The following is a 21,978-nucleotide window of genomic DNA, read 5'->3' on the forward strand; positions in this document are numbered from 1 at the left end:
GTGAATGGTGAATGGTGAATGATCGGGGTTGAGGCCGAGCGTATGTTCTCACCCGTGCGAAGTGCTGCAAAAACCATTCACCATTCACCATTCACGCGACGAAGTCGCCGCTCTACACATTCAGCAGCAGATACTCCCGCTCCCACGGGCTGATCACTTCCATGAAGGTCTCGAATTCCGCCCGCTTGATCGCCGCATAGGTCGCGGCGAAGGACTTGCCCAGCAGCGTGCCGAGTTCCTCGTCGGCTTCGAACAGGTCGACGGCTTCGAGCAGGCTGCGCGGCAGGTCGATCTCGGCCGCATTGGCGGTCGTCAGCACCGGCGGCTCGGCCTTGATCTTGTTGGTCATGCCGATCAGCCCGCAGGCGAGCGATGCGGCCAGCGCCAGATAGGGATTGGCATCGGAAGAGGGGATGCGGTTCTCGACGCGCCTGGCTGCTGGGTCGGAACGCGGAACGCGGAACGCGACGGTGCGGTTGTCGTAGCCCCATTTGTTGTTGACCGGCGCCGAAGCCGATTGCGTCAGCCGGCGGTAGGAATTGACGTAGGGCGCAAACATCACCAGCGCGTTCGGCACATGTTTCTGCATGCCGCCGAGGAAATGGAAGAAATCGTCGGTTTCCGAGCCGTCCTCGGCCGAAAAGACGTTCCTGCCGGTCTTCTTGTCGATGATCGACTGATGGATATGCATGGCCGAACCGGGCTGGCCCTGGATGGGCTTGGCCATGAAGGTGGCATAGATCTCGTGCTTCAGCGCCGCCTCGCGAATGGTGCGCTTGAACATGAACACCTGGTCCGCGAGTTCGATCGGATCGCCGTGGCGCAGATTGATCTCGAGTTGGCCCGCCCCTTCCTCATGGATCAGCGTGTCGATCTCCAGGCCCTGGCCTTCGGAGAAATGATAGATGTCGTCGATCAGTTCGTCGAACTCGTTGACGCCAGCGATCGAATAGCCGGCGCCGCCGCCGATCGGCCGTCCCGAGCGTCCGACGGGCGGGGTCAGCGGGTAGTCCGGGTCGGGGTTCTTGCGCACCAGGTAGAATTCGATCTCGGGCGCCACCACCGGCTTCAGTCCGCGCTTGTCGTAGGCCGCAAGCACGCGCCTCAGCACGTTGCGCGGCGTGAACTCGACCGAACGGCCGTCCTGATGGACGAGGTCGCAAATGACCGCCGCCGTCGGATCCTCTTCCCACGGCACCACGGTCAAGGTCGAAAGATCCGGCATCAGCTTGAGGTCGCCATCGTCCTCTGGATAGTGGAAGCCGTTACCGTCCTCGGGATAGCCGCCGGAAATCGTCGTCATGAATACCGCCGAAGGCAGCGCCAGCGAGGTGTTCGAGGTGAATTTCTTCGACGGCATCATCTTGCCGCGCGCAACACCCGCCTGGTCGGGCGTAATGCATTCGATGTCCTCGATGCCGCGCCATTCCAGCCAGGCGCTGGCTTCCTTCCAGTTTTTCACGCCACGTTGGTTTTTCACGAACGCAGGCGTGCGGGCACGTCCTCCGCGGCTCGACGGACGGACTTCCTTTTTTGCAGGCGGCATCATGCACCAGATTGAGTTGCGGATTTTGGAGTATAGCCGGGGCCGGTGATGGAAGGGAAGGGGAGCCGGCCGGTATCGTCTGCGCGGTTGAAAATCGCTGCGGGGAGCTTATTAGGTTCGACGTCTCTCGAATTCGGTGGACGACGCATGCACAGCAACCATGAATTGACCACGATTGGCTTCGACGCCGACGACACGCTCTGGCAGAACGAGCAGTTCTTCCGCATGACCGAGAAGCGTTTTGCCGCGCTGCTCGCCGACCACGCCGAAGCGGGGCATGTCTCTGCAAGACTGCTGGAGGCGGAGAGGCGCAACCTCGCAATCTACGGCTTCGGCATCAAGGGGTTTACCCTGTCGATGATCGAGACGGCGATCGAGATCACCGAAGGTCGCGCGCCTGCCTCGGTCATCGCTGAAATTCTTGCCGCGGGCCGCGACATGCTTGGCCATCCGATCGAGGCGCTGCCTCATGCGCGCGAAACCGTGGAAAAGTTGGCAGGTGCGTATCGCCTGGTGCTGATCACCAAGGGCGACCTCTTCGACCAGGAGCGGAAGCTGGCGCAATCGGGCCTCGGAGATCTGTTCGATGCGGTCGAGATCGTCAGCGACAAGAGCGCCGCCACTTATGCCAGGATCTTCAGCCGCCACGGCGATGGCCCGGAAAAAAGCATGATGGTCGGCAACTCGCTGAAGTCGGACGTGGTGCCGGCCATCGAGGCCGGCGGTTGGGGCATCCACGTCCCGCATGAACTGACCTGGGTGCTGGAACATGTCGAGCCGCCCGTTGCCGCATCTCGCTTCCGCCAGATAGCCGATCTGTCGGAACTTCCCGGCCTGATCGAAAGCATCGGGCAAGCCGGCTGACCGCGTCCCGGCGTTTGCGTAGTCCCATCCCCGTGTAAAGGGGGCATCCTCATTGTCCCACTTGCTTGGGGGGCAGATCGGCGGCGCCCGCAGGCGTTGGTGATTTTTGGAGGTCTGCAATCAGACTTTTCATCTCGCCTATCTCTCGGACCTGAGCGTCCAGGATACCATCGGCGAGTTTCCTCACGCGCGGATCGCGTATATGCGCCCTATCGCTCGTCATCACGGCAATGGAGTGATGTGGAATCATTGCCTTCATGTAGGCGATATCAGAGACGGTCTCTTGGCTTCGAACGAGCCATAAGGACGCTGCGAATACGGCGATGCTACCTAGCAATATAGCGGCGTTCGCTTTCTTGTTCCCGTACATATCCCACATAAAACTGAGCATGATCATCGCCATCGCCGATCCCATCAGAAACGCCATCCAAGTACGGGTCTGGCTGTAGAATAGGTGATCAACCGACCACGTATTCAGGTACATCAAGCCAAACATCACGATGGTGGATGCGATAATCATTGCGGCAAAGCGGACGTAGGACATGCGGGCCTCCGGAAACAAGACGCCACAAATCTCGAAAAGTTCCCCGGGTCCTACACTAGCCGCGTCCGAGCGCGACCAGCTGGTCGATCACCGGCTGCAGCCGTTCGGGCGTGATCGGCTTGACCACCACCACGTCGACGACGCTGGACAAGCCCAAGCTCTCGGGTGTGCCATTCTTGGTTGAGAGCAGGATCACCGAAGGCAGCGACTTGCCCGACGTCCGCCGCAGCGCGCCGATACCGGACAGCAGCGCGTCGCAGTCCTTGTTGTCGGCTCCGCCATCGAGGACGACAGCGCCGGGAATGAGCGATCGCAACGCCGCTGCCGCGGTTTCGGGCGATTCCGAGATCGGTTTCAGCCCGGATCGTTCAACGATTTTCGAAACCACCACCCGATTGACCGGCGATTTTCCGACGACGAGCACGCGGGTGAAGTCCATGAGCATCTCGGACTCCCCGTTCCGGCTCACCAAAGTCAGGTGGCTTGCAGTCTTGGTCTCGCGATTCACGGGGCGCATGGGCAGGACAACCACTTGTCTCTGTTTCAATGCAGAGTTGAAACAGAGCGACAATTGGCGTGAGATCGCGCCCCATGTCAAGTTGAAACGGCGGGTATCGAAGAGGTCGCTTTCAAGCGATAAAATATAAGTTAAATCTTCAACCTTGAGCCTGCATTAAGAGCTGTGAAAACGAAATTCACCTGCGCAGAAAAACTGCGCAGGTGAGTTACGAATTCATCGGTTCAGTCAGCTCTGGCTCCGCTGCGTGACGATCACCGGGATCAGCAGGTCGCCCCAGTTGCCGTCGCCGCCATGGTGTCTTGCCGAACGCACGAGCTCCACCGACACGCCCGCCTCGACGGCCTTCATGACGGATTGGTTGAGTCTGTGCAGGTCATTCGCCAGCATGCGGATGGTCGCCTGCTGATCGACATTCATGGTGGTGGCCTGTTCTTCGGCTCGTTCCTTGACGCGGCTGATCGATGCCATTGGTTTTCTCCTTGGCCCCTTCTGGGCGTTTCCTCTACTTGTTTCCGTTCTGCTATTCCGCTGCCGGCTTGAACTGGGCGTGCTCGGTCGATTCATGCATGGCCGTGGTCGAGGACCGGCCGCCGGTGATCGCCATCGACACGGCGTCGAAATAACCGGTGCCGACCTCGCGCTGATGCTTGGTCGCCGTGTAGCCATGGGCTTCGGCCGCGAACTCGGCTTCCTGCAGTTCGGAATAGGCAGCCATCTGCCGCGCCTTGTAGCCGCGGGCGAGCTCGAACATACCGAAATTGAGCTGGTGGAAGCCGGCCAGCGTGATGAATTGGAACTTGTATCCCATGGCGCCGAGCTCCCTCTGGAATTTGGCGATCGTGGCGTCGTCGAGGTTCTTCTTCCAGTTGAACGACGGCGAGCAATTATAGGCGAGCAGCTTGCCCGGATGGTGCTTGCGCACGCCCTCGGCGAATTTCTTGGCCTGCGCCAGGTCGGGCTTCGAGGTCTCGCACCAGATCAGGTCCGCATGGGGCGCGTAGGCGATAGCCCGCGCAATGCAGGGCTCGATGCCGTTCCTGACCTGATAGAAACCTTCCACCGTGCGGCCCGCGTCATAGTCGACGAAGGGCTGATCGCGCTCGTCGATGTCCGAGGTGAGCAGCTTTGCGGCTTCGGCGTCTGTGCGGGCGACAACCAGCGTCGGCGTGCCCATCACGTCCGCGGCAAGCCGCGCGGCGTTGAGGTTGCGGATATGGGCGGCGGTCGGGATCAGCACCTTGCCGCCGAGATGGCCGCATTTCTTTTCAGACGCCAGTTGGTCCTCATAATGGACGCCGGCGGCTCCCGCCTCGATGAAGGCCTTCATAATTTCGAAGGCATTGAGCGGCCCGCCGAAGCCGGCCTCCGCATCGGCCACGATCGGCGCGAACCAGGTGTCGACCGAAAGCCCCTTGCCCTCGGAGGTCTCGATCTGGTCGGCGCGCTGCAGCGTGCGGTTGATTCGCTTGACCAGTTCAGGCGCCGCGTTGGCGGGGTAGAGCGACTGGTCCGGATACATGGCGGACGCAGTGTTGGCGTCGGCGGCGACCTGCCAGCCCGACAGATAGATTGCCTTCAGGCCGGCCCGCACCTGCTGCATTGCCTGGTTGCCCGACATGGCGCCGAGCGCGTTGACGAAATCCTCCTCGTGGATGAGCTTCCACAGCCGGTTGGCGCCCATTTCGGCGAGACTCTGCCTGATCTGGACGGAACCGCGCAACCGCTTCACATCCTCGGGTGAATAGGGCCGTTCGACACCGTCAAACCGGCCTTCCGGCGCCGAGGGGACGAGATTGTAAAAATCAGTCATTGGTCACTCCGAATGCATCTATGTCGGGTTTTGAAAACGCCAAGGTCATGGAAAACTTCGCGTCGTTGGATGTGACATCATTTACACTGCCACGGAAAATTGGCCAGAAAATCCACAAGGGTGGCAGGAAAATAAGGGAAAACCTGTGTTGCGTTTGACAGCGTGTGGCTGTAAATTTGTAAATATTGTAAAGGCGCAACCGCAAATCGAAAACGATCCTGTTGTAAATTCGTGTAAAGAAATCATGGCTGAGCAAAAGATATTCGCTGGACCGCGCATTCGCCGCATCCGCAACGCCAAGGGCCTGACCCAGACGGCGATGGCCGAAGGGCTCGGCATCTCGCCGTCCTATCTCAATCTCATCGAGCGCAACCAGCGGCCGCTCACGGTCCAGTTGATCCTGAAGCTGGCCTCCGCCTACAAGGTCGACCCGCACGAATTGCAGGGCGAGGCGAAAGGGGCGGTCGCCGCCTTGCGGGAAGTCTTCGCGGATCCGTTGCTGGCCGGCGAATTGCCGGGTGACCAGGAACTGATCGAGCTTGCCGAGGCGGCGCCCAATGCGTCCGCAGCGATGGTGAAACTGTTCCGCGCCTATCGCGAGCAGGCGGAGCGGCTTTCCGATCTCAACGAACTGCTGGCGCGGGAAGGCAGGGCTACCGCGCTTTCCGGCGCCCGCTTGCCGATCGACGAAGTGCACGAGATTTTTGAGCGCCGGCCGAACCATTTCGCCGGGCTCGAGGCGGAGGCCGAAGCCTTCACGGCGGTGCTCGATCCCGGCGACGATCTGTTCGGTGTGCTGAAAGCCTGGCTGAAGCGCGAATACGGCATCGTCGTCAAGGTGCTGCCGGTCGCTACCATGCCGAACTGGCGCCGCCGCTACGACCGCCATTCGCAGCGCCTGTTTCTGTCCGAGCGCCTGTCGCCGTTCGACCAATTGCGCGAAGTGGCGATGGAGGCCTGCCTGATCCGCATGACGGTCGCGGTGGCGGGTGAGATCCAGGCGCTGAAGCTGACCACGGACGAGGCCCGCCGGCTGGCGCGCTTCGAACTTGGCCGCTACGCCGCCCACGCGCTGATGATGCCTTATCAGGCCTTTCAGGCGGCCGCCCACCGCGCGCGTTATGACATCGACGTGTTGCGCTCGCGCTTCGGCGTCTCCTTCGAGCAGGCCGCGAACCGCCTGACCATGCTGCAGCGGCCTGGCGCGTCGGGCATACCGTTCTTCATGCTGGAGGTCGACAATGCCGGCAACCGCTTCCGCAAGGCGGGCAGCCAGGGCTTTCCGCAGAGCCGCTTCGGCGGCGGCTGTCCGAAACTGCCTGTCCATGTCGCCTTTACCCAGCCCGGCCAGATCTTCGTCGAGGCGGTGGAAATGCCCGATGGCGCCGAATTCCTGTGCGTCGCCCGCACGCTCGAAGGGCCGCAGGGCGCGTTTGCGGAACGCCCGCGCCGCACGGCACTTCTGCTGGGCTGCGACATCGGCTTTCGCGACGAGATCGTCTACGGCGCGGCACTGCCGGGCGTGGCTGCCGCCGCAAAACCTGGACAGGGAACCAATGCGGCGACACCGATAGGCCCCGCCTGCCGGCTCTGCGAACGCATCGGCTGCCTCGCCCGCGCCGAGCCGCCGGTCACGCGCCCGCTCGGCCTCGATGAGATGGTGACCGGACTGAGCGCCTTCGATTTTCAGTGAGACGTCGCAGGCGCCTTGCCGTCTTTGCCACAATTGTCGCCGTCCGGTGGATCACGCCCGGCCGCTGCCTTTGCGTTACGCGAATGAGGCACGTTCTTGTCGTCCGTTGTGCATCGTGCCGCTCTAGACTAGTGCATGAAACATAGTGCATGTCGCGCAAAAGTGCGCCGCGGTTTTGCGATGACGACATGCACAAAACACGAACCTAAATCGCCGACAGTCGCGCCCATGACCGATACCGCATCATCGCCGATGGGCGTTTCGCACGTTGTCTCGCCGCACGGCGAGCGCATCGGCTTCCTCCTGGTGTTCCTGTCGGCGCTGATGTGGAGTTTCGGCGGTACCATCGCCCGCTTCATCGACGCCGGCGACAGTTGGACCGTGGTGTTCTGGCGCTCGGTCTGGGCCGCCGCCTTCCTGGTATGCTTCATGATCTGGCGCGACGGCTGGCGCGGTACGCTGAAATTGTTTCGCGACATGGGCCTGCCCGGCCTTGCCGTGGCCTTCTGCTTCGCCACCGCCTCGACTTGCTTCGTCGTGGCGCTAGCCTATACCACCGTCGCCAACATCCTCTTGATGCAGGCCGGCGTGCCACTGCTGGCGGCGTTGTTGGCCTGGGCGTTGTTTCGTGAAAGAGTGGCCATGGCGACCTGGGCGGCGATTGGCGCGGTCATTGCCGGCGTCGCCATCATGGTGTCGGAATCCCTCGACGGCGCCGTCTCGCCCATCGGCGACGGATTGGCCCTGCTCATCGCCGTCATGTTCTCGATCGCCACCGTCATCACTCGCCGCTTTGCCCATGTGCGCATGACGCCGGCGACCTGGCTCGGCACGATGCTCGCCGCCGCATTCGCGGCGTCACAGGCATCGGAATTCGCCGTTTCCAGCCGCGACATGGGCTTCCTCTTTGCCTTCGGGGTGGTCAACCTGGGTCTTGGCCTTGCCTTCTTCGCCACCGGCGCCCGGCTCGTTCCGGCGGCAATCGCCGCCCTGCTCGGCACATTCGAGCCGATCCTCGGACCGATCTGGGTCTGGCTCATCCACTCCGAGGTGCCATCGGCACGCACCATTGTCGGCGGCGCTGTCGTGGTCACGGCGCTGCTCGTCCATATCGGGCGCGAATTCAAGCGTCAGGCGCGGCCCGTGCGGCCAGGTGTCACCGGCATGCCGTCGCCTAATTGATGGCAGCGCACGCGCCAAACCGAGATGGGCCATTGACAATGCGGCAGCCGCGCGGGCAGGCTGCAAATACGGCAACAACAAGACAGGCGTATCTTGCCAAGTCTCTCCGCCGGCCTGATCCAGACCGGAGCGCATCATTGTATTTCTGCCCGCGCAGCGGCGAAAGCTTCTGACGGCGACGGAGCGCCATCCCGACCACAATGGAAACACCAGGCTCTGCCTGCATCGCTCCGGCATGGCGCCGGCGATTCACGCTTGTTGCTTTCTGGAAAGCTCAATAATCTGAAGCAGATGCCGGCCGCGAGGACGCTGCCGGGCCGGCGACGGTACAATCACCAAAGGAGAATGGCATGATCCGCAAAGCGATCTGGCTTTCGGCGACTTCGGCATTGTTGGCTCTGTTCGCGTCCGGCGCTCATGCCCAGGACCGCGTCGTCAACGTCTTCAACTGGTCGGACTATATCGACAGTTCGATCATTGACGACTTCACCAAGGAAACCGGCATCAAGGTCGTCTACGACACCTATGATTCCAACGAAATTCTCGAAACCAAGCTGCTTGCCGGTGGCAGCGGCTATGATGTCGTGGTGCCGACGGCAAGCCCGTTCCTGGCCCGTCAGATACAGGCCGGGGTTTACCAGAAGCTGGACAAGTCGAAGCTGCCCAACCTTACCAATATGTGGGGTGAGGTGGCGGACCGGGTTGCGAAGTTCGACCCCGGCAACGAATACTCGGTCAACTATATGTGGGGCACGACCGGCATTGGCTACAACACCAAGAAAGTGAAGGAAGCCCTTGGCGTCGACACGATCGACAGCTGGGATGCGGTTTTGAAGCCGGAGAATATCGCCAAGCTCGCAGGTTGCGGCGTTTACTTCCTGGATTCGCCGACGGACATAATTCCGACCGTGCTGAATTATCTCGGCCTCAAGCCCGACTCGACCTCTCCCGATGACCTTGCCAAGGCCACGGATCTCTTGCTGAGCATTCGCCCGTCAATCCGCAAATTCCACTCGTCGGAATACATCAATGCGCTCGCCAATGGCGACATCTGTGTGGCGGTCGGGTTTTCCGGCGACCTCTTCCAGGCTCGCGACCGTGCGGCGGAAGCCAACAAGGGGGTCGAAATCGCCTACTCCATCCCCAAGGAAGGCGCGGAGATGTGGTTCGATCAGATGGCGATCCCGGCCGATGCGCCGCATGTCGCCGAGGCCCACGAATTCATCAACTACATGATGAAACCCGAAGTGATCGCCAAATCCACCAACTATGTTTTCTACGCCAATGGCAACAAGGCCTCGCAGCCGCTCGTCAGCAAGGAAATCCTTGATGACCCGGGCGTTTACCCAGACGATGCGATGCTGGCCAAGCTGTTCACCGTGGGTCCATACGATCCCAAGACGCAACGTCTCGTCACCAGGTCGTGGACCAAGGTTATTACGGGACAATAATAATCTGACGCGACCCCGGCGGCTGGCTGCCGGGGTCGAGTTCTTCAGGGGCAAGGGACGGAGTAGGACATGAAATCGCTTGGCAGCATCCGCAGGGATTTTGCGCCCTGGAACGACCCGAACGCCAAGCCCTACATTCAATTCGAAAATGTCACCAAGAGGTTCGGTGACTTCACCGCCGTCAATAATCTGTCGCTGACCATTTTCGAGCGCGAGTTCTTCGCCCTGCTCGGCGCGTCCGGTTGCGGAAAGTCGACGCTGCTCAGGATGCTCGCCGGTTTCGAGGAGCCGACCGCCGGTCGCATCCTGCTCGATGGCCAGGATTTGCGCGGCATCCCACCCTACCGGCGGCCGGTCAACATGATGTTCCAGTCCTACGCCCTGTTTCCGCACATGACTGTCGAGAACAACATCGCCTTCGGCCTCAAGCAGGACGGCATGGCCAGGCCCGATATCGAAAAGCGCGTTGGCGAGATGCTGAAGCTGGTCAAGCTCGAGCAGTTCGCCAAGCGCAAGCCGCACCAATTGTCCGGTGGCCAGCGCCAGCGCGTCGCGCTTGCCCGCTCGGTCGCCAAGCGGCCGAAGGTCTTGCTGCTCGACGAGCCGCTTGGCGCGCTCGACAAGAAGCTGCGCGAGGAAACCCAGTTCGAATTGATGGACCTGCAGCAGGAACTTGGCTTGACCTTCGTCGTCGTCACCCACGACCAGGAAGAGGCAATGACCATGGCCGATCGTATCGCCATCATGGACAAGGGCGAGGTGATGCAAGTGGCGACGCCGGCGGAAGTCTACGAGGCGCCAGGCTCCCGTTTCGTCGCCGGCTTTGTCGGCAACGTCAACATGTTCGAAGGCAAGGTCGCGCGTGGCGCGGCGGGTGCCGCAAGCATCGATGCCGGCAACGGCATCACCATCCGCACCGAGAACGCCGGCGATGCCGCCGCTGGCGCCACCGTCGCCTTCGCCATCAGGCCGGAGAAAATCAAGGTGTCGTCGAAGAAGCCGGCCGATGCCGTCAACGCCATCGAGGGGGAGGTGTACGATATCGCCTATCTCGGCGACATGACTGTCTACCACATCAAGCTGGACGACGGCCATGTCGTGCGGGCGAGCGCGATGAACGCGGCCCGCGTCACCGAGGATCCACTAACCTGGAACGACCGGGCCTGGGTTTCCTTCCGGCCGGATGCCGGCGTCGTTCTGACACGGTAGGGGGTGGGCATGTCGAACGCTGTAACCGCCGTATCAGCCTCCTCGGCAACCAATGACGGCAAAACCGTTCCGGCGAGGCTGGTGGAGGCCTTCGTTGGCCGCCTGGTTATCATCATCCCCTATCTGTGGCTGCTGTTCTTTTTCCTCGTCCCTTTCATCATCGTCTTCAAGATTTCGCTGTCGCAGACGGCGATCGCCATGCCGCCCTACACGCCCGTGCTGGATTTCAGGGATGGCATCTCCGGGTTCTTCGCCGGATTTGGCGAGCTCAATTTCGACAACTACGCCTGGTTGACGCAGGACGCGCTCTACTTCAACGCCTATGTATCGAGCGTCATTATTGCCGCCATCTCGACGGTGCTGACCTTGCTGGTCGGCTATCCCATCGCCTATGGCATGGCGCGTGCGCCGGCGTCGATCCGGCCGACGCTGCTGATGCTGGTGATCCTGCCGTTCTGGACCTCGTTCCTCATCCGGGTCTATGCCTGGATCGGTATACTGAAACCCGAGGGGCTGCTCAACCAGTTGCTGCTGTCCACCGGCATCATCAGCCAGCCACTGATTATCCTCAACACCTATACGGCGATCTTCATCGGCATCGTCTATTCGTATCTGCCGTTCATGGTGCTGCCGCTCTATTCCGCCCTTGAGAAAATGGATCATTCGCTGATCGAGGCAGCCAAGGATCTCGGCTGCCCGCCGGCCAGCGCTTTCTGGAAGATCACTTTTCCGCTGTCGCTGCCCGGCGTCATCGCCGGTTGCCTTCTAGTGTTCATTCCCGCCGTCGGCGAGTTCGTCATCCCCGACCTGCTCGGCGGGTCGCAGACGCTGATGATCGGCAAGACGCTATGGAACGAGTTCTTCGCCAATCGCGACTGGCCGGTGTCGTCGGCCGTCGCCGTCATCCTGCTGTTGCTGCTGATCGTGCCGATCATGCTCTTCCAGCGAGCCCAGGCGCGCGCCCAGGAGCAAGACAAATGAACGCCACCTGGAGCCGTTTCAACATCACCTCGATCGTGCTGGGTTTTGCCTTTCTTTACCTGCCGATCGTCCTTCTCGTCGTCTTCTCTTTCAACGAGTCGAAACTGGTCACCGTCTGGGGCGGCTTCTCGACCAAATGGTACGTCTCGCTGTTTCACAATCAGGGCCTGATGGACGCTGCCTGGGTGACGGTGCGTGTCGGCGTCATTTCGGCCACGGTGGCGACCGTGCTCGGCACTCTGGCGGCGCTCACCTTGACGCGCTACACGCGCTTCAGGGGGCGGATGCTGTTTTCGGGCATGGTCTTTGCGCCGCTGGTCATGCCGGAAGTCATCACCGGCCTGTCGCTGCTGCTGCTGTTCGTCGCCATCGGCATGGACCGCGGGCTGATGACCGTTACCCTTGCCCACATCACATTGACCATGTGCTTCGTCGCCGTTGTCGTGCAGTCGCGCCTGGTCACCTTCGACCGCTCGCTGGAAGAGGCCGCGATGGATCTGGGCGCGCCGCCGGTAAAAACCTTCTTCCAGATCACGCTGCCCGTCATCATGCCGGCGATCGTGTCTGGCTGGATGCTGGCGTTCACATTGTCGCTCGACGATCTGGTCATCGCCAGCTTCACCTCCGGGCCCGGCGCCACCACGCTGCCGATGAAGATCTACAGCCAGGTCCGCCTCGGCGTGACGCCCGAGATCAACGCCGCCTGCACCATTTTGATCGCAATCGTCGCGGTTGGCGTCATCGCCGCGTCGGTCGTCAACAAGCGCCGCGAGGTGCAGCGGCAACTGGACGAGCAGGCCGCGCAACGCGGCTGAAAATGGGCCGCCACCTTCAGGCGGCCTATTCTCCTGAAACGCCGCGGCTTATCGGTGAGATGAACGGCGTGCTCCAGGTGCCGCCGACGAAGAACGATGACTGGCTAGGGCCCTGGCCGTTTGTCTGCGTCGCCGCCTGGTCCGGCTGGATGATGCCGCCGGATAGCGCCAGCCCGCGTCCGGCATAGGTTGCGATGCCGGAAAGCCAGAGCTTGTATTTCGCCGAATTGGCCTCGGCCTTGTCGATCTTCGCCACCCCGTTCGAAATGCTCGCCTTGAGTTCGGCTCCATCGATCGGCAGCGTTCCGTCGGAGACATCGTCGAGCGCGAAGAATCCGCCCTGTTCTGTGTGTTTGAGAAATGCCGGCAGATTGAGCTTGCTCAGCGCGCCCTGGCCGAATGTTGCCGAGACCGAGCCGTCGGCATTTTCGAGAATGGAATCCCAGGTTCTGCCTGGCCCCTTGAGGATGACGGAGACGGTTCCAGTACCGATCGGTACCAGTCGGGTCATCCCGGCCGCGGTGGCGAACGCGCCACCGTCGATACCGGAGGCAAGCAGTCTGATCTCGACCTGCGTCCCCTCCGGCTTGCGGTCGAAACGAAGACTGCTCTGGATGTTGCCGCCAAATGCCGATGCATCGGAAATGTCGAAGACGGCAAGACCGTTCTTGACCTGGGCGGTGGCGGCGACATCGGCAAGCTGGATGGCGCCTGCGGTGGCATGAGCCGCCGACAGCCTGAGATCGAGATTGATCCGGTCGGCGAAGCTGGTGTCGATCTCGGCGGGACCGGTTCCACCACTGGGCGCCAAGGGCGTGAAGGCGGAAAGAAACGACCACAAATCGAGCGTGTCGAAGGCGAGCGTCCCGGCGATCACCGGGCGCGCCTCGCCGAAGGAAAGATCCAGCGCGCCCATTCCCGGATTGTTGTCCAGGGCGAGCGCGGTGTTTTCCAGTTTGACGCGGCCGGCGGTCGCCGTGACCTTGCTCGAAACGGAAATAGAGCCGATCGCCGCACCCGGCGCGATGCCGGCCTGCGACCATTCGAGCACCCGCCTCAGCGAGGGTGCGGCAAATTTCGCCTGGCCGTCGAAATAGGCATTCTCGAACATGCTGGCCACGCCATCGAAGGAAAAACTGGCGGGGGCCGCCTTGAATGAAAGCGTGATCGGCGCCGCACCTCCCGCAAACAGCACCAGCGGGTTCGGCGATGCGGCATCGATGGAGACGCTTTCGCCGCGCCAGATACCGGTCGCCGACAGCGTCGCATTGCTGTTCATCGCGGCCCAGTTCGCTTGGCCACTCAAGCTGCTCAGGATCTCGGTATCCTTGCCGCCGATCGAGGTCACCACGCGGCCATCCCTGAATTCCACCGTACCGAAAGGATCTGTCGGCAGCTTGCTCAGATCCGGCTTGGCGCGATCGGCGCTGACCACGGCGCGAGCCGCATCGATGGAGCGCGTGATGCGCCCGCCCGAAGGTATGGCGGGTAGGAAAAGCCCATTTGCGGCACGTTGAACCCGGATCGTCGGCCGCACCAGCCGCGCCGTCGAAAACACCACGTCGCCACGCAGCGCCGCCATGGCGGAGAGATCGACCTCGACCCGTTCGGCTTCGATCACCGGCGGCGCATCGGTCTCCGTCCACTGGGAAAGCGTCACATCGGTCAGGATGGCGCGAAAATTCGGCCAGACTTCGATCTGCGGCGCGCCGTCGATGGTGACCCTGAAACCGCTCCACGCACTCATCTCCCAGGCGATGCGGTCGCGCACGATGCGGGTCGAGGCGACGAGCGGCAGGGCGGCGACGACCAGCGCGACGACGAGGACGGCAACGCCGATCGCCCATATTCCGCGCCGGATCAAAGGTGATGCCATATTGCCCCGGTTGCTTCCATTCCGACAAAATCGCCCGATGGGTGTAGTAACCCCAGTCGTCACTACGACTTAGGGCTGACGCATTTCAAGTCTTTATGGCCCGGCGATGGCGTTTGCGCACATCCATCGCGGCGGGCTTAACAAAATCTTGCTCTGCTGCGCTGCGATATGCATAAGCGACGGTGACCGTGGAGGAACGATCATGGCTGCCGAAACACCACTCTGGACACCGACGCAGGACCAGATCGACTCCGCCCCGATGACCGCCTTCATGAAGGCAGCCGAGGCGAAAACCGGCGAAACATTTTCTTCCTACGCCGACCTCCATCGCTGGTCGGTCGACGAGCGCGCGGCGTTCTGGGACCTGGTTTGGGATTTTTGCGGGATATTGGGCGACAAGGGGACTGGCGAGAACGCCGGTGAACGCGTCCTTGTCGATGGCGAGAAGATGCCCGGCGCCGCCTTCTTCCCCAACGCGAAGCTGAACTTCGCCGAGAACCTCCTGAAGAAAACCGGCTCTGGCACAGCCATCGTCTTTCGCGGCGAGGACAAGGTCGAGCGGCGACTGTCCTGGAACGAACTCCATGCGCTGACCTCGCGCCTGCAGCAGCTTTTCCTGTCGTTCGGGGTGAAAGAGGGCGACCGCATTGCCGCCATGATGCCCAACATGCCGGAGACCGTCGCCGCCATGCTGGCGACCGCCTCCATAGGCGCCGTCTGGTCGTCCTGCTCTCCCGATTTCGGCGAGCAGGGCGTGCTGGACCGGTTCGGCCAGATCGAGCCCGTCGTCTTCATCGCGCCGGATGGCTACTGGTACAATGGCAAGGCCATCGAGGTCGCCGATAAGATCGCGGCCGTGGCGGCAAAGCTTCCCGGCGTCCGCAAGATTCTCATCGTCGACTATCTCGGCACCTCTGCCGACGTTGCAGTGACCATCGACAAGGCAGCGGCGCTCGAAGAGGCGCTTTCTCCCTTTGCCGCCAAGTCCGTCACCTTCGAACGGTTGCCGTTCGCGCACCCGCTCTACATCCTGTTTTCCTCGGGCACGACCGGCATTCCCAAATGCATCGTTCATTCGGCTGGCGGAACGCTGATCCAGCACGTCAAGGAAGAGCGCCTCCATGCCGGCCTGCTCGATGGTGACCGCTTCTTCTATTTCACCACTTGCGGCTGGATGATGTGGAACTGGCTGGTATCAGGCCTGGCGTCGGGCGCGACCCTTCTGCTCTATGACGGCTCGCCCTTCTATCCCGATGGCAACGCACTGTTCGATTTCGCCGACGTCGAGAAGATGACCTATTTCGGCACCTCGGCCAAATTCATCGATTCCGTGCGCAAGGCCGGCCTCAAGCCGGTCAACACGCACGATCTTTCCACCGTGCGGACCATCTCCTCGACCGGCTCGCCGCTGTCGCCGGAGGATTTCCGCTTCGTCTATGACGGTATCAAGAAGGACGTGCACCTCGCTTCGATCTCCGGCGGCACCGACATCGTCTCCTGCTTCGTGCTCGGCGTGCCGACGGAACCGGTATGGGTCGGAGAGATCCAGGGACCCGGTCTCGGCCTCGCCGTCGACGTCTGGGACGACGAAGGTCACCCGCTCCGCCAGGAGAAGGGTGAACTCGTCTGCACGAAGGCGTTTCCGGCCATGCCGATCGGCTTCTGGAACGATCCCGAAGGCAAGAAATACCACGCGGCCTATTTCGAGCGCTTCGACAACGTCTGGTGCCATGGCGACTTCGCCGAATGGACCGCTCATGACGGGTTGATCATTCATGGCCGCTCCGACGCCACGCTCAATCCGGGCGGTGTGAGGATCGGCACGGCGGAGATCTACAACCAGGTGGAGCAGATGCCGGAAATCCTGGAAGCTCTGTGCATCGGCCAGGATTTCGACAATGACGTGCGCGTCGTGCTGTTCGTGCGGCTGGCCGCCGGCGTCGAGCTCGACGCCGAGTTGGAAAAACGCATTCGTACGAAAATCCGCACCGGGGCGAGCCCCCGTCACGTGCCGGCCAAAATCGTCGCCGTCAGCGACATTCCACGCACCAAGTCGGGCAAGATCACCGAGCTCGCGGTGCGCGACATGGTGCATGGGCGCGCCATCAAGAACAAGGAGGCGCTGGCCAATCCCGAGGCGCTCGAATTGTTCCGCAACCTGCCGGCGCTGGCCGACTGAACATGGTTAACGAATTATGTCGCTCGAATTTACCTAGATTTCATGAGTGGTACACATTGGTAAATTTTCCGGCGCGCCGGTAAGGATTTGTTAAGGGCCGGCATCGATAGTCGTGCGTAACTTGAGGGAGAAATCCCGTTCCTCGAAATCCCCAGAGGATCTGAATTCGCTCAAGCCCCGTTGTGACAGCAATCTCATTATTCAAGGCGTCCTGTTGGACGCCTTTTCTTTATTCAGCCAGCACGCGCGTCGATGGGAAAGCGACTTCGACCAGCGTGCCTTCGCCGGGCGTCGAGTTGATGGTGAAGCGGGCCCGGTTCGCCTCGACCATGGCCTTGGTCAGCGGCAGCCCAAGACCGGTGCCGTCACCGCGTCCACGTTTCAGCGCGTTGATCTGCTTGAACGGCTTCAGCGCCTGTTCGATTTCGGACTGGCTCATGCCGATACCGGTATCGCGTACGCGCATGACGACATCGCCCGAAACCTCATAGGCGGTCGAAACAATCACCTGGCCGCCAGCTTGCGTATAGCGGATGGCGTTCGACAGGATGTTCAGCGCGATCTGGCGCACGCTGCGCAGGTCGGCCACCACTTCCGGCAGCCGCGATGCGAAGCTGGAGCGGATGATGACACGTTCGCGGTTGGCCTGCGGCTGCATCATCGCCACCGTTTCGGCGAGCGTATCATTGAGCGACACCGCCTCGTAGGCCATTTCCTGCTGGCCAGCCTCGATCTTCGAAATATCGAGCAGATCGTTGACCAGGTCGAGCACGTGGTTGCCCGACCGGTTGATGTCGCGCAGATAGTCACGGTAGCGGTCATTGGCGACCGGCCCGAATTTCTCGTCAACCATCAGCTCGGAAAAGCCGATGATGGCGTTAAGCGGCGTGCGGATCTCGTGACTGATACGGGCGAGGAAATCGGTTTTCTGCGAGGAGGCGCGCTCGGCCACCGCGCGCGCCTGGGTCAGATCCTCTTCGGCCCGCTTCCATTGCGTGATGTCGCGCACCACCGCGCAGAAGCCGCTGTCGTTGGGCAGGCTGCCGATGGTCATGAACAGCGGAATGAAGCGCCCTTGTGCCTCGCGCCCGATCACCTCGCGGCCGTCATTGAGCACGCTTGCCACGCCTGGTTCGGAGAGCCCGTCGAGATAGTCACGCGCAGCGCGCTGGCTTTCGATCGCGAACAGCGAGACGAAGGGCTTGCCGGTCACCTCGTCGCTGTCGAAGCCGAACAGCGCTTCGGCCGGGCGGCTGATGGAGCGGATCGTTCCGTCACGGCCGATCAGCACGACGCCGTCGGTCGCCGTGTCGATGATGGTGCGCATCTCGGCGATCCGCGCCTTGAGCTCGGTGATGTCCGGCTGCGCCTGCTCTTCGGCGGCAGCGTGCAGGGCCGCTGGTGGTGCGTCGTCGTCGCCGGAACGGCGCACGACCAGCATCAGCGCCTTGCCGGTACGCCACGGAACCGCGCGCAAAATGGCCTCGATCGGAAACTCCAGGCCGTCGCGCGTCTTCAACCGCAGCGCGTGATCGGTGCTCTCGGACCCGCTGTCGTCGTAAGGATCGGCAAACAGCGCGCCGAGGCCGCCTGCCTCCTCCAGGTCGTCGAGCGCGTCATAGCCGGTCAGGCCGAGAAATTCCTCATTCGCGTAGTGAAGGTCGTCGCCGGAATGGATGAGCAGCGGCACCGGCAGCTTGCTGAGGATCGAAACATCCGGTGCCTTGTCGTCTGCGGCTGAAAAAGCCGACGGCACGAACCCGTCGAGCTTGAGCGGCGGCGCCTGGAGACGCGGCCTGCCGACGGCCGCTGGCTCCACGTCACCGGCATCGCCAATGTCTTCGGTCGAAGAACGGGTTTCGTTGCTATCGGCGCGCGCCCAATCCTCGCTGTCCTCCGCATCGCGGAAATCATCGGCCGTCATGCTGTCGTCGTCTTCGGTGGCCCCGGCGCTCGGCGGTACTACGCCGGCGATCGATCCACTGTCCGCTTCGGTTGGTTGGGCGATCTCCCGCGCTTCCGATTTGTCCGGCTCGGAGACAGGTGCGTCGTCGCTATTGTCGGCGACATGGTCCCGGTCGGCGTAATTAAGCAGCGAACCCGTGATCTTGGACACGGTTGATTGGCCGGCCGGCTGCTCCTGGATAGCCTCCGGCTGTTCCTGCACGGCCTCGTCCGGCTGCTCGCCGTCGAGCCTTGCGACATCCTTCTCGTCTTCGCTATCGGTTTCGGCCGGTTCCACCACCGGCTCCGACGGCTTTTCGACATCGGCCGGCTCGACCGGAATATTCTCCTTCCTGAGCCGTTCGCCGATCTCGCGGAACGCGCTGCGTTCAAGGGTCGACAGGCCCTTGTCGTTGGCCGGCTGCCTGTGCTCCGCCAGCCGGATCACCTTGTCGGCAAAGCGACGCTCCGGCTTTGGCACGATGGTCAGCGCCGGGACCTCGCCCTTGAACGGATCGGGTTCCTTTGGTGCTACCGGCGCAGTCTCCGGGATCTCAGGCCCGGCGATCTTGGACTCGCCCGCTGCCGACGCCTGGTCCCCGACGACTGTCGGCGCCTGATCATTGGGGACAAGCGCCATCCCGATCGCCTCCGGGTCGACCGCCGCATCACTGGTGCGGGCGACGCCGAAACCGCGGAAGCCTTCGAAGGCGCGGCTGCGGTCATAGACGGGCAGCGCCGCCAGATCGACGGGTATCTTGAGATCGGTGCCGGCAATCGGCCACAGCACCGAACGGCCGGACCAGGTGTCGCGCCGGTCGAGCAAGCCGGCAATCTCGCCGGATGCATCGAGGCCAAAGGCGGCCGCGACGTCCCTGAAGCGCCTGCCGATCACATCGGCGGCGGGCTTGCCGACGATCTCGGCGAATTCGGGTGAAAGGGCGCTGAACTTGCCCTCGGCGTCGGTGCGCCAGACGAAGCGCAGCGGCGCCGCGGTGCGGTCGATACCCCGCATGGGGCGCCCGGCGGGGGAGGCGGGTTCGGGGGTGTCTTGCGCGCTGCGTTGTGCCGGACCATCCGCCCCGGCGGGTGCTTCGCCAAGCAAAGGCGCTTCCGGCCCTGCTGGCTCTCGCGTCTCATCCTCACTGGCGCTGAAATACCAATGGTCATGCTGCGCCGGCGTTCCGCCGGCCGCCAGGCGATCGCTATCGGCAGCCTGCGGGCTTTGTTCGGTCACATCGGCAATGTCATGCTCAGCCGCGGCGTGGATTTCTTCGAGAATTGGCGGTACGGCCTCCGTCGACGCATCGGCGCCGGCTTCCGTCTCCGCCGGGTCCTCGGCACCAGGAGCTTCGCTGTCGAGCTTGTCCTCGTCGATCACCACCAGCAGGTGCCGCTCGTCCGTCAGCCGGGCGAGGCCGGCCGGATAGGAGATGGTGCCGCCTGGAACGAGGCGCTTGACGATGCGCTCGCTCTCGTTCGTCACATCGGCCACGAGCGCTGCCAGCGTCTCGGGCAGGATGCCAAGCGCCGAAAAACCATCCGAAGCAGCCTCGATGCCGCCCTTGGCGTCGACAAAGGCGATGAAGTGACCATCCTCGGTGAAGCCGCTGATCGCCCGGTCGGCAATCTCGGCGGCGTTGCGTGAGCCGGCTTGCGCTGCCGGCACTGCCAGCATGATCGCATTCTCGCCGTCCGGCATGGTGATGGCGGTGGCCAGGAAGCCAATCGCGCGGCTGGTCAGGCCGGTGGCCACCCGGACCGTAATGGCGCGGTCGCGGCCGATCTCCGGAAAGCCGCTTGTCGCCATGATCTGGCGTCTGGCGATCATCGGCAGCCCTGCCGAGCTGCCGATGATGGCCTCGATGTCCGGGTAGCCGAACACGGCCGCTCCCGGTCCGTTGGCCCAGATCACCTGTTCGAGGTCGGCCGACAGGACGGCGATCGCGTCGCCGGCGGCAAAGCGCTGGCGGACCGCGTCGAGCACAGCGACGTCGAGGAAGGAGTAGTTTTCGGACGGCATGCGCTTGGCGGACCCTCTGGGCGAACCCTCACGGAGCGGGCAGTTTGCAGTTAACGCTTTGTTAATAAAAGCCGACGGCGCGAAGGTCTACAAGCCATTGCGTGCAGCAGTCGGAATCTCTGGGCGCTTGGTTAACGCCGGTAGGATTTTATGTTGCGCTGCAACAAAGATATTGCAATGCACAAAATTTGCCTTTATATTGCCATCATACATGAACGAGACGGCTTTCCTTCAAGGCCGCCGCTACGACAAAGGATGGAAAATGTCCAAGACCAAAACTGCCGAGACGATTGAAAACGTTGAATTCCCGAGCTTCGACGCATCCAAGGCCACCGACCAGATCCGCGCTTTCGCCGAAAAGGGCGTTGAGCAGTCGAAAGAGGCCTATGCCAAGCTGAAGACCGGCGCCGAGGAGACCCAGAAGGCTCTTGAGTCGACCTTCGAGACCGCCAAGACCGTTTCCAGCGACCTGTCGCTCAAGACCATCGCTGCTTTGCGTGCCAATGCCGAAGCCGGCTTTTCGCATATCGAGGCTCTGATCGGCGCGAAGTCGCTTTCGGAAGTCGTCGAGCTGCAGACCGCATTTCTGCGCAAGCACGTCGAAACGACCGTCGAGCAGGCCAAGGACTTCCAGACCGTCGCCTCCAAGGCGGCCGAGGACGTCTCGAAGCCGATCAAGGCCGCCTTCGAGAAGGCCGTAACGAACATCAAGGCCGCCTAATATTTGCGCACAACTCGAAGATGCATCAAAACGTCGCATTTCGTCAGACAAATAGATATGCGATAAAATTGGTGAAAGTGAATACCCGGCGGGTGGAACCTCCTCCCTCTGCTCTCCGGGGTGACCAGCCAGCACCTCCTCCCGCTGGCTCGTAACAGGAAAAGGCCGGCACCTCCTCCCGCCGGCCTTTTTCTTTGCCTAGCGAAGGCGGCCAGCAATCTTTGCGACAGCGCCGCGCGTCCTTTGGAGGCGCAAAGGGCGCTGTAGAAACTTTGGGTTTGCGCATGATCCCGGCGAAAACCGATTCTGATTTTCAGGGCCCTGCGCTGCCAAGAGCCTTGAATTAAATTCCGATAGCCCGTATGGACGCATCGCCGAACGACAGAGCGTATCCTGGAGAATGAACCTCGATCCGCTCAGGCAAATGTGCCGTTGTAGCTCAGCTGGTTAGAGCGCCGGATTGTGGATCCGGAGGTCGCTGGTTCGATCCCAGCCAACGGTACCATCGGCTCCTCCGCTAAGTCTTTGTATTTTTTATAGAATTTCCCGATTCTTTAGAGGCCGTGGGAAGACGACGCGGAGCACATGATCCTAACCGCTTCCTGCAACTGAGGGGCGAC

At 62.1% G+C, this 21,978-nt stretch carries 16 protein-coding genes and 1 tRNA gene; 10 read left to right on the forward strand and 7 right to left on the reverse strand.

Features of this window, described 5'->3' with window-relative positions; genetic code table 11:
* Nucleotides 1-112: 112 nt before the first annotated feature.
* Nucleotides 113-1,549, reverse strand: a complete 1,437-nt coding sequence (locus tag AC0L2H_RS23935; RefSeq protein WP_473592514.1) for a glutamine synthetase family protein — start codon at nucleotides 1,547-1,549, stop codon at nucleotides 113-115.
* A gap of 144 nt (nucleotides 1,550-1,693) precedes the next feature.
* On the opposite strand from AC0L2H_RS23935, the gene AC0L2H_RS23940 reads away from it, so the two are divergent.
* Complete coding sequence (locus tag AC0L2H_RS23940) at nucleotides 1,694-2,410, forward strand: HAD family hydrolase (protein ID WP_473592516.1); 717 nt, start codon at nucleotides 1,694-1,696, stop codon at nucleotides 2,408-2,410.
* Nucleotides 2,411-2,459: 49 nt separating this feature from the next.
* On the opposite strand, the gene AC0L2H_RS23945 is transcribed toward AC0L2H_RS23940, so the two are convergent.
* The 4 genes from AC0L2H_RS23945 to aceA form a co-directional block, all read right to left on the reverse strand.
* Nucleotides 2,460-2,954 (reverse strand): DUF305 domain-containing protein, encoded by a 495-nt coding sequence (locus AC0L2H_RS23945; RefSeq protein ID WP_473592517.1) that lies wholly within the window; start codon nucleotides 2,952-2,954, stop codon nucleotides 2,460-2,462.
* 55 nt (nucleotides 2,955-3,009) lie between these two features.
* The gene (locus AC0L2H_RS23950; protein ID WP_473592518.1) at nucleotides 3,010-3,399 is read right to left on the reverse strand and encodes an ANTAR domain-containing protein; all 390 of its coding nucleotides are present in this window, start codon (nucleotides 3,397-3,399) and stop codon (nucleotides 3,010-3,012) included.
* A gap of 300 nt (nucleotides 3,400-3,699) precedes the next feature.
* Complete coding sequence (locus tag AC0L2H_RS23955; RefSeq protein WP_473592519.1) at nucleotides 3,700-3,942, reverse strand: SMc00767 family acetate metabolism repressor; 243 nt, start codon at nucleotides 3,940-3,942, stop codon at nucleotides 3,700-3,702.
* A 52-nt stretch (nucleotides 3,943-3,994) separates the two neighbouring features.
* Nucleotides 3,995-5,284 (reverse strand): isocitrate lyase, encoded by a 1,290-nt coding sequence (aceA, locus tag AC0L2H_RS23960; protein ID WP_473592521.1) that lies wholly within the window; start codon nucleotides 5,282-5,284, stop codon nucleotides 3,995-3,997.
* Nucleotides 5,285-5,528: 244 nt separating this feature from the next.
* Here aceA and AC0L2H_RS23965 point away from each other — a divergent pair, with 244 nt between their 5' ends.
* The 6 genes from AC0L2H_RS23965 to AC0L2H_RS23990 all read left to right on the forward strand — a co-directional run bounded on the left by AC0L2H_RS23965 (nucleotide 5,529) and on the right by AC0L2H_RS23990 (nucleotide 12,615).
* A complete protein-coding gene (locus AC0L2H_RS23965; RefSeq protein ID WP_473592522.1) occupies nucleotides 5,529-6,977 on the forward strand; it encodes a helix-turn-helix domain-containing protein in 1,449 nt (482 codons plus the stop codon).
* 228 nt (nucleotides 6,978-7,205) lie between these two features.
* The gene (locus tag AC0L2H_RS23970) at nucleotides 7,206-8,159 is read left to right on the forward strand and encodes a DMT family transporter (RefSeq protein ID WP_473592523.1); all 954 of its coding nucleotides are present in this window, start codon (nucleotides 7,206-7,208) and stop codon (nucleotides 8,157-8,159) included.
* Between the two features lie 350 nt (nucleotides 8,160-8,509).
* A complete protein-coding gene (locus AC0L2H_RS23975) occupies nucleotides 8,510-9,610 on the forward strand; it encodes a polyamine ABC transporter substrate-binding protein (RefSeq protein ID WP_473592524.1) in 1,101 nt (366 codons plus the stop codon).
* Nucleotides 9,611-9,679: 69 nt separating this feature from the next.
* The gene (locus tag AC0L2H_RS23980; protein WP_473592525.1) at nucleotides 9,680-10,819 is read left to right on the forward strand and encodes an ABC transporter ATP-binding protein; all 1,140 of its coding nucleotides are present in this window, start codon (nucleotides 9,680-9,682) and stop codon (nucleotides 10,817-10,819) included.
* 9 nt (nucleotides 10,820-10,828) lie between these two features.
* Nucleotides 10,829-11,800, forward strand: a complete 972-nt coding sequence (locus tag AC0L2H_RS23985; protein WP_473592526.1) for an ABC transporter permease subunit — start codon at nucleotides 10,829-10,831, stop codon at nucleotides 11,798-11,800.
* Nucleotides 11,797-12,615: an ABC transporter permease gene (locus AC0L2H_RS23990; RefSeq protein ID WP_107648307.1), complete on the forward strand. Its 819-nt coding sequence runs from the start codon at nucleotides 11,797-11,799 to the stop codon at nucleotides 12,613-12,615. The genes AC0L2H_RS23985 and AC0L2H_RS23990 overlap by 4 nt, the downstream gene beginning before the upstream one ends.
* A gap of 25 nt (nucleotides 12,616-12,640) precedes the next feature.
* On the opposite strand, the gene AC0L2H_RS23995 is transcribed toward AC0L2H_RS23990, so the two are convergent.
* Complete coding sequence (locus AC0L2H_RS23995) at nucleotides 12,641-14,491, reverse strand: AsmA family protein (RefSeq protein ID WP_473592529.1); 1,851 nt, start codon at nucleotides 14,489-14,491, stop codon at nucleotides 12,641-12,643.
* A 202-nt stretch (nucleotides 14,492-14,693) separates the two neighbouring features.
* Between AC0L2H_RS23995 and AC0L2H_RS24000 the strand changes: the two genes are divergently transcribed.
* Nucleotides 14,694-16,670 (forward strand): acetoacetate--CoA ligase, encoded by a 1,977-nt coding sequence (locus tag AC0L2H_RS24000; RefSeq protein WP_473592531.1) that lies wholly within the window; start codon nucleotides 14,694-14,696, stop codon nucleotides 16,668-16,670.
* A 229-nt stretch (nucleotides 16,671-16,899) separates the two neighbouring features.
* On the opposite strand, the gene AC0L2H_RS24005 is transcribed toward AC0L2H_RS24000, so the two are convergent.
* A complete protein-coding gene (locus AC0L2H_RS24005) occupies nucleotides 16,900-20,637 on the reverse strand; it encodes a PAS domain S-box protein (protein ID WP_473592532.1) in 3,738 nt (1,245 codons plus the stop codon).
* 262 nt (nucleotides 20,638-20,899) lie between these two features.
* On the opposite strand from AC0L2H_RS24005, the gene AC0L2H_RS24010 reads away from it, so the two are divergent.
* Both AC0L2H_RS24010 and AC0L2H_RS24015 read left to right on the forward strand, forming a co-directional pair.
* A complete protein-coding gene (locus tag AC0L2H_RS24010; protein ID WP_473592534.1) occupies nucleotides 20,900-21,358 on the forward strand; it encodes a phasin in 459 nt (152 codons plus the stop codon).
* A 428-nt stretch (nucleotides 21,359-21,786) separates the two neighbouring features.
* Nucleotides 21,787-21,863, forward strand: a tRNA-His gene (locus tag AC0L2H_RS24015).
* Nucleotides 21,864-21,978: the final 115 nt, after the last annotated feature.

This window comes from Mesorhizobium sp. WSM4871 (assembly GCF_055811295.1).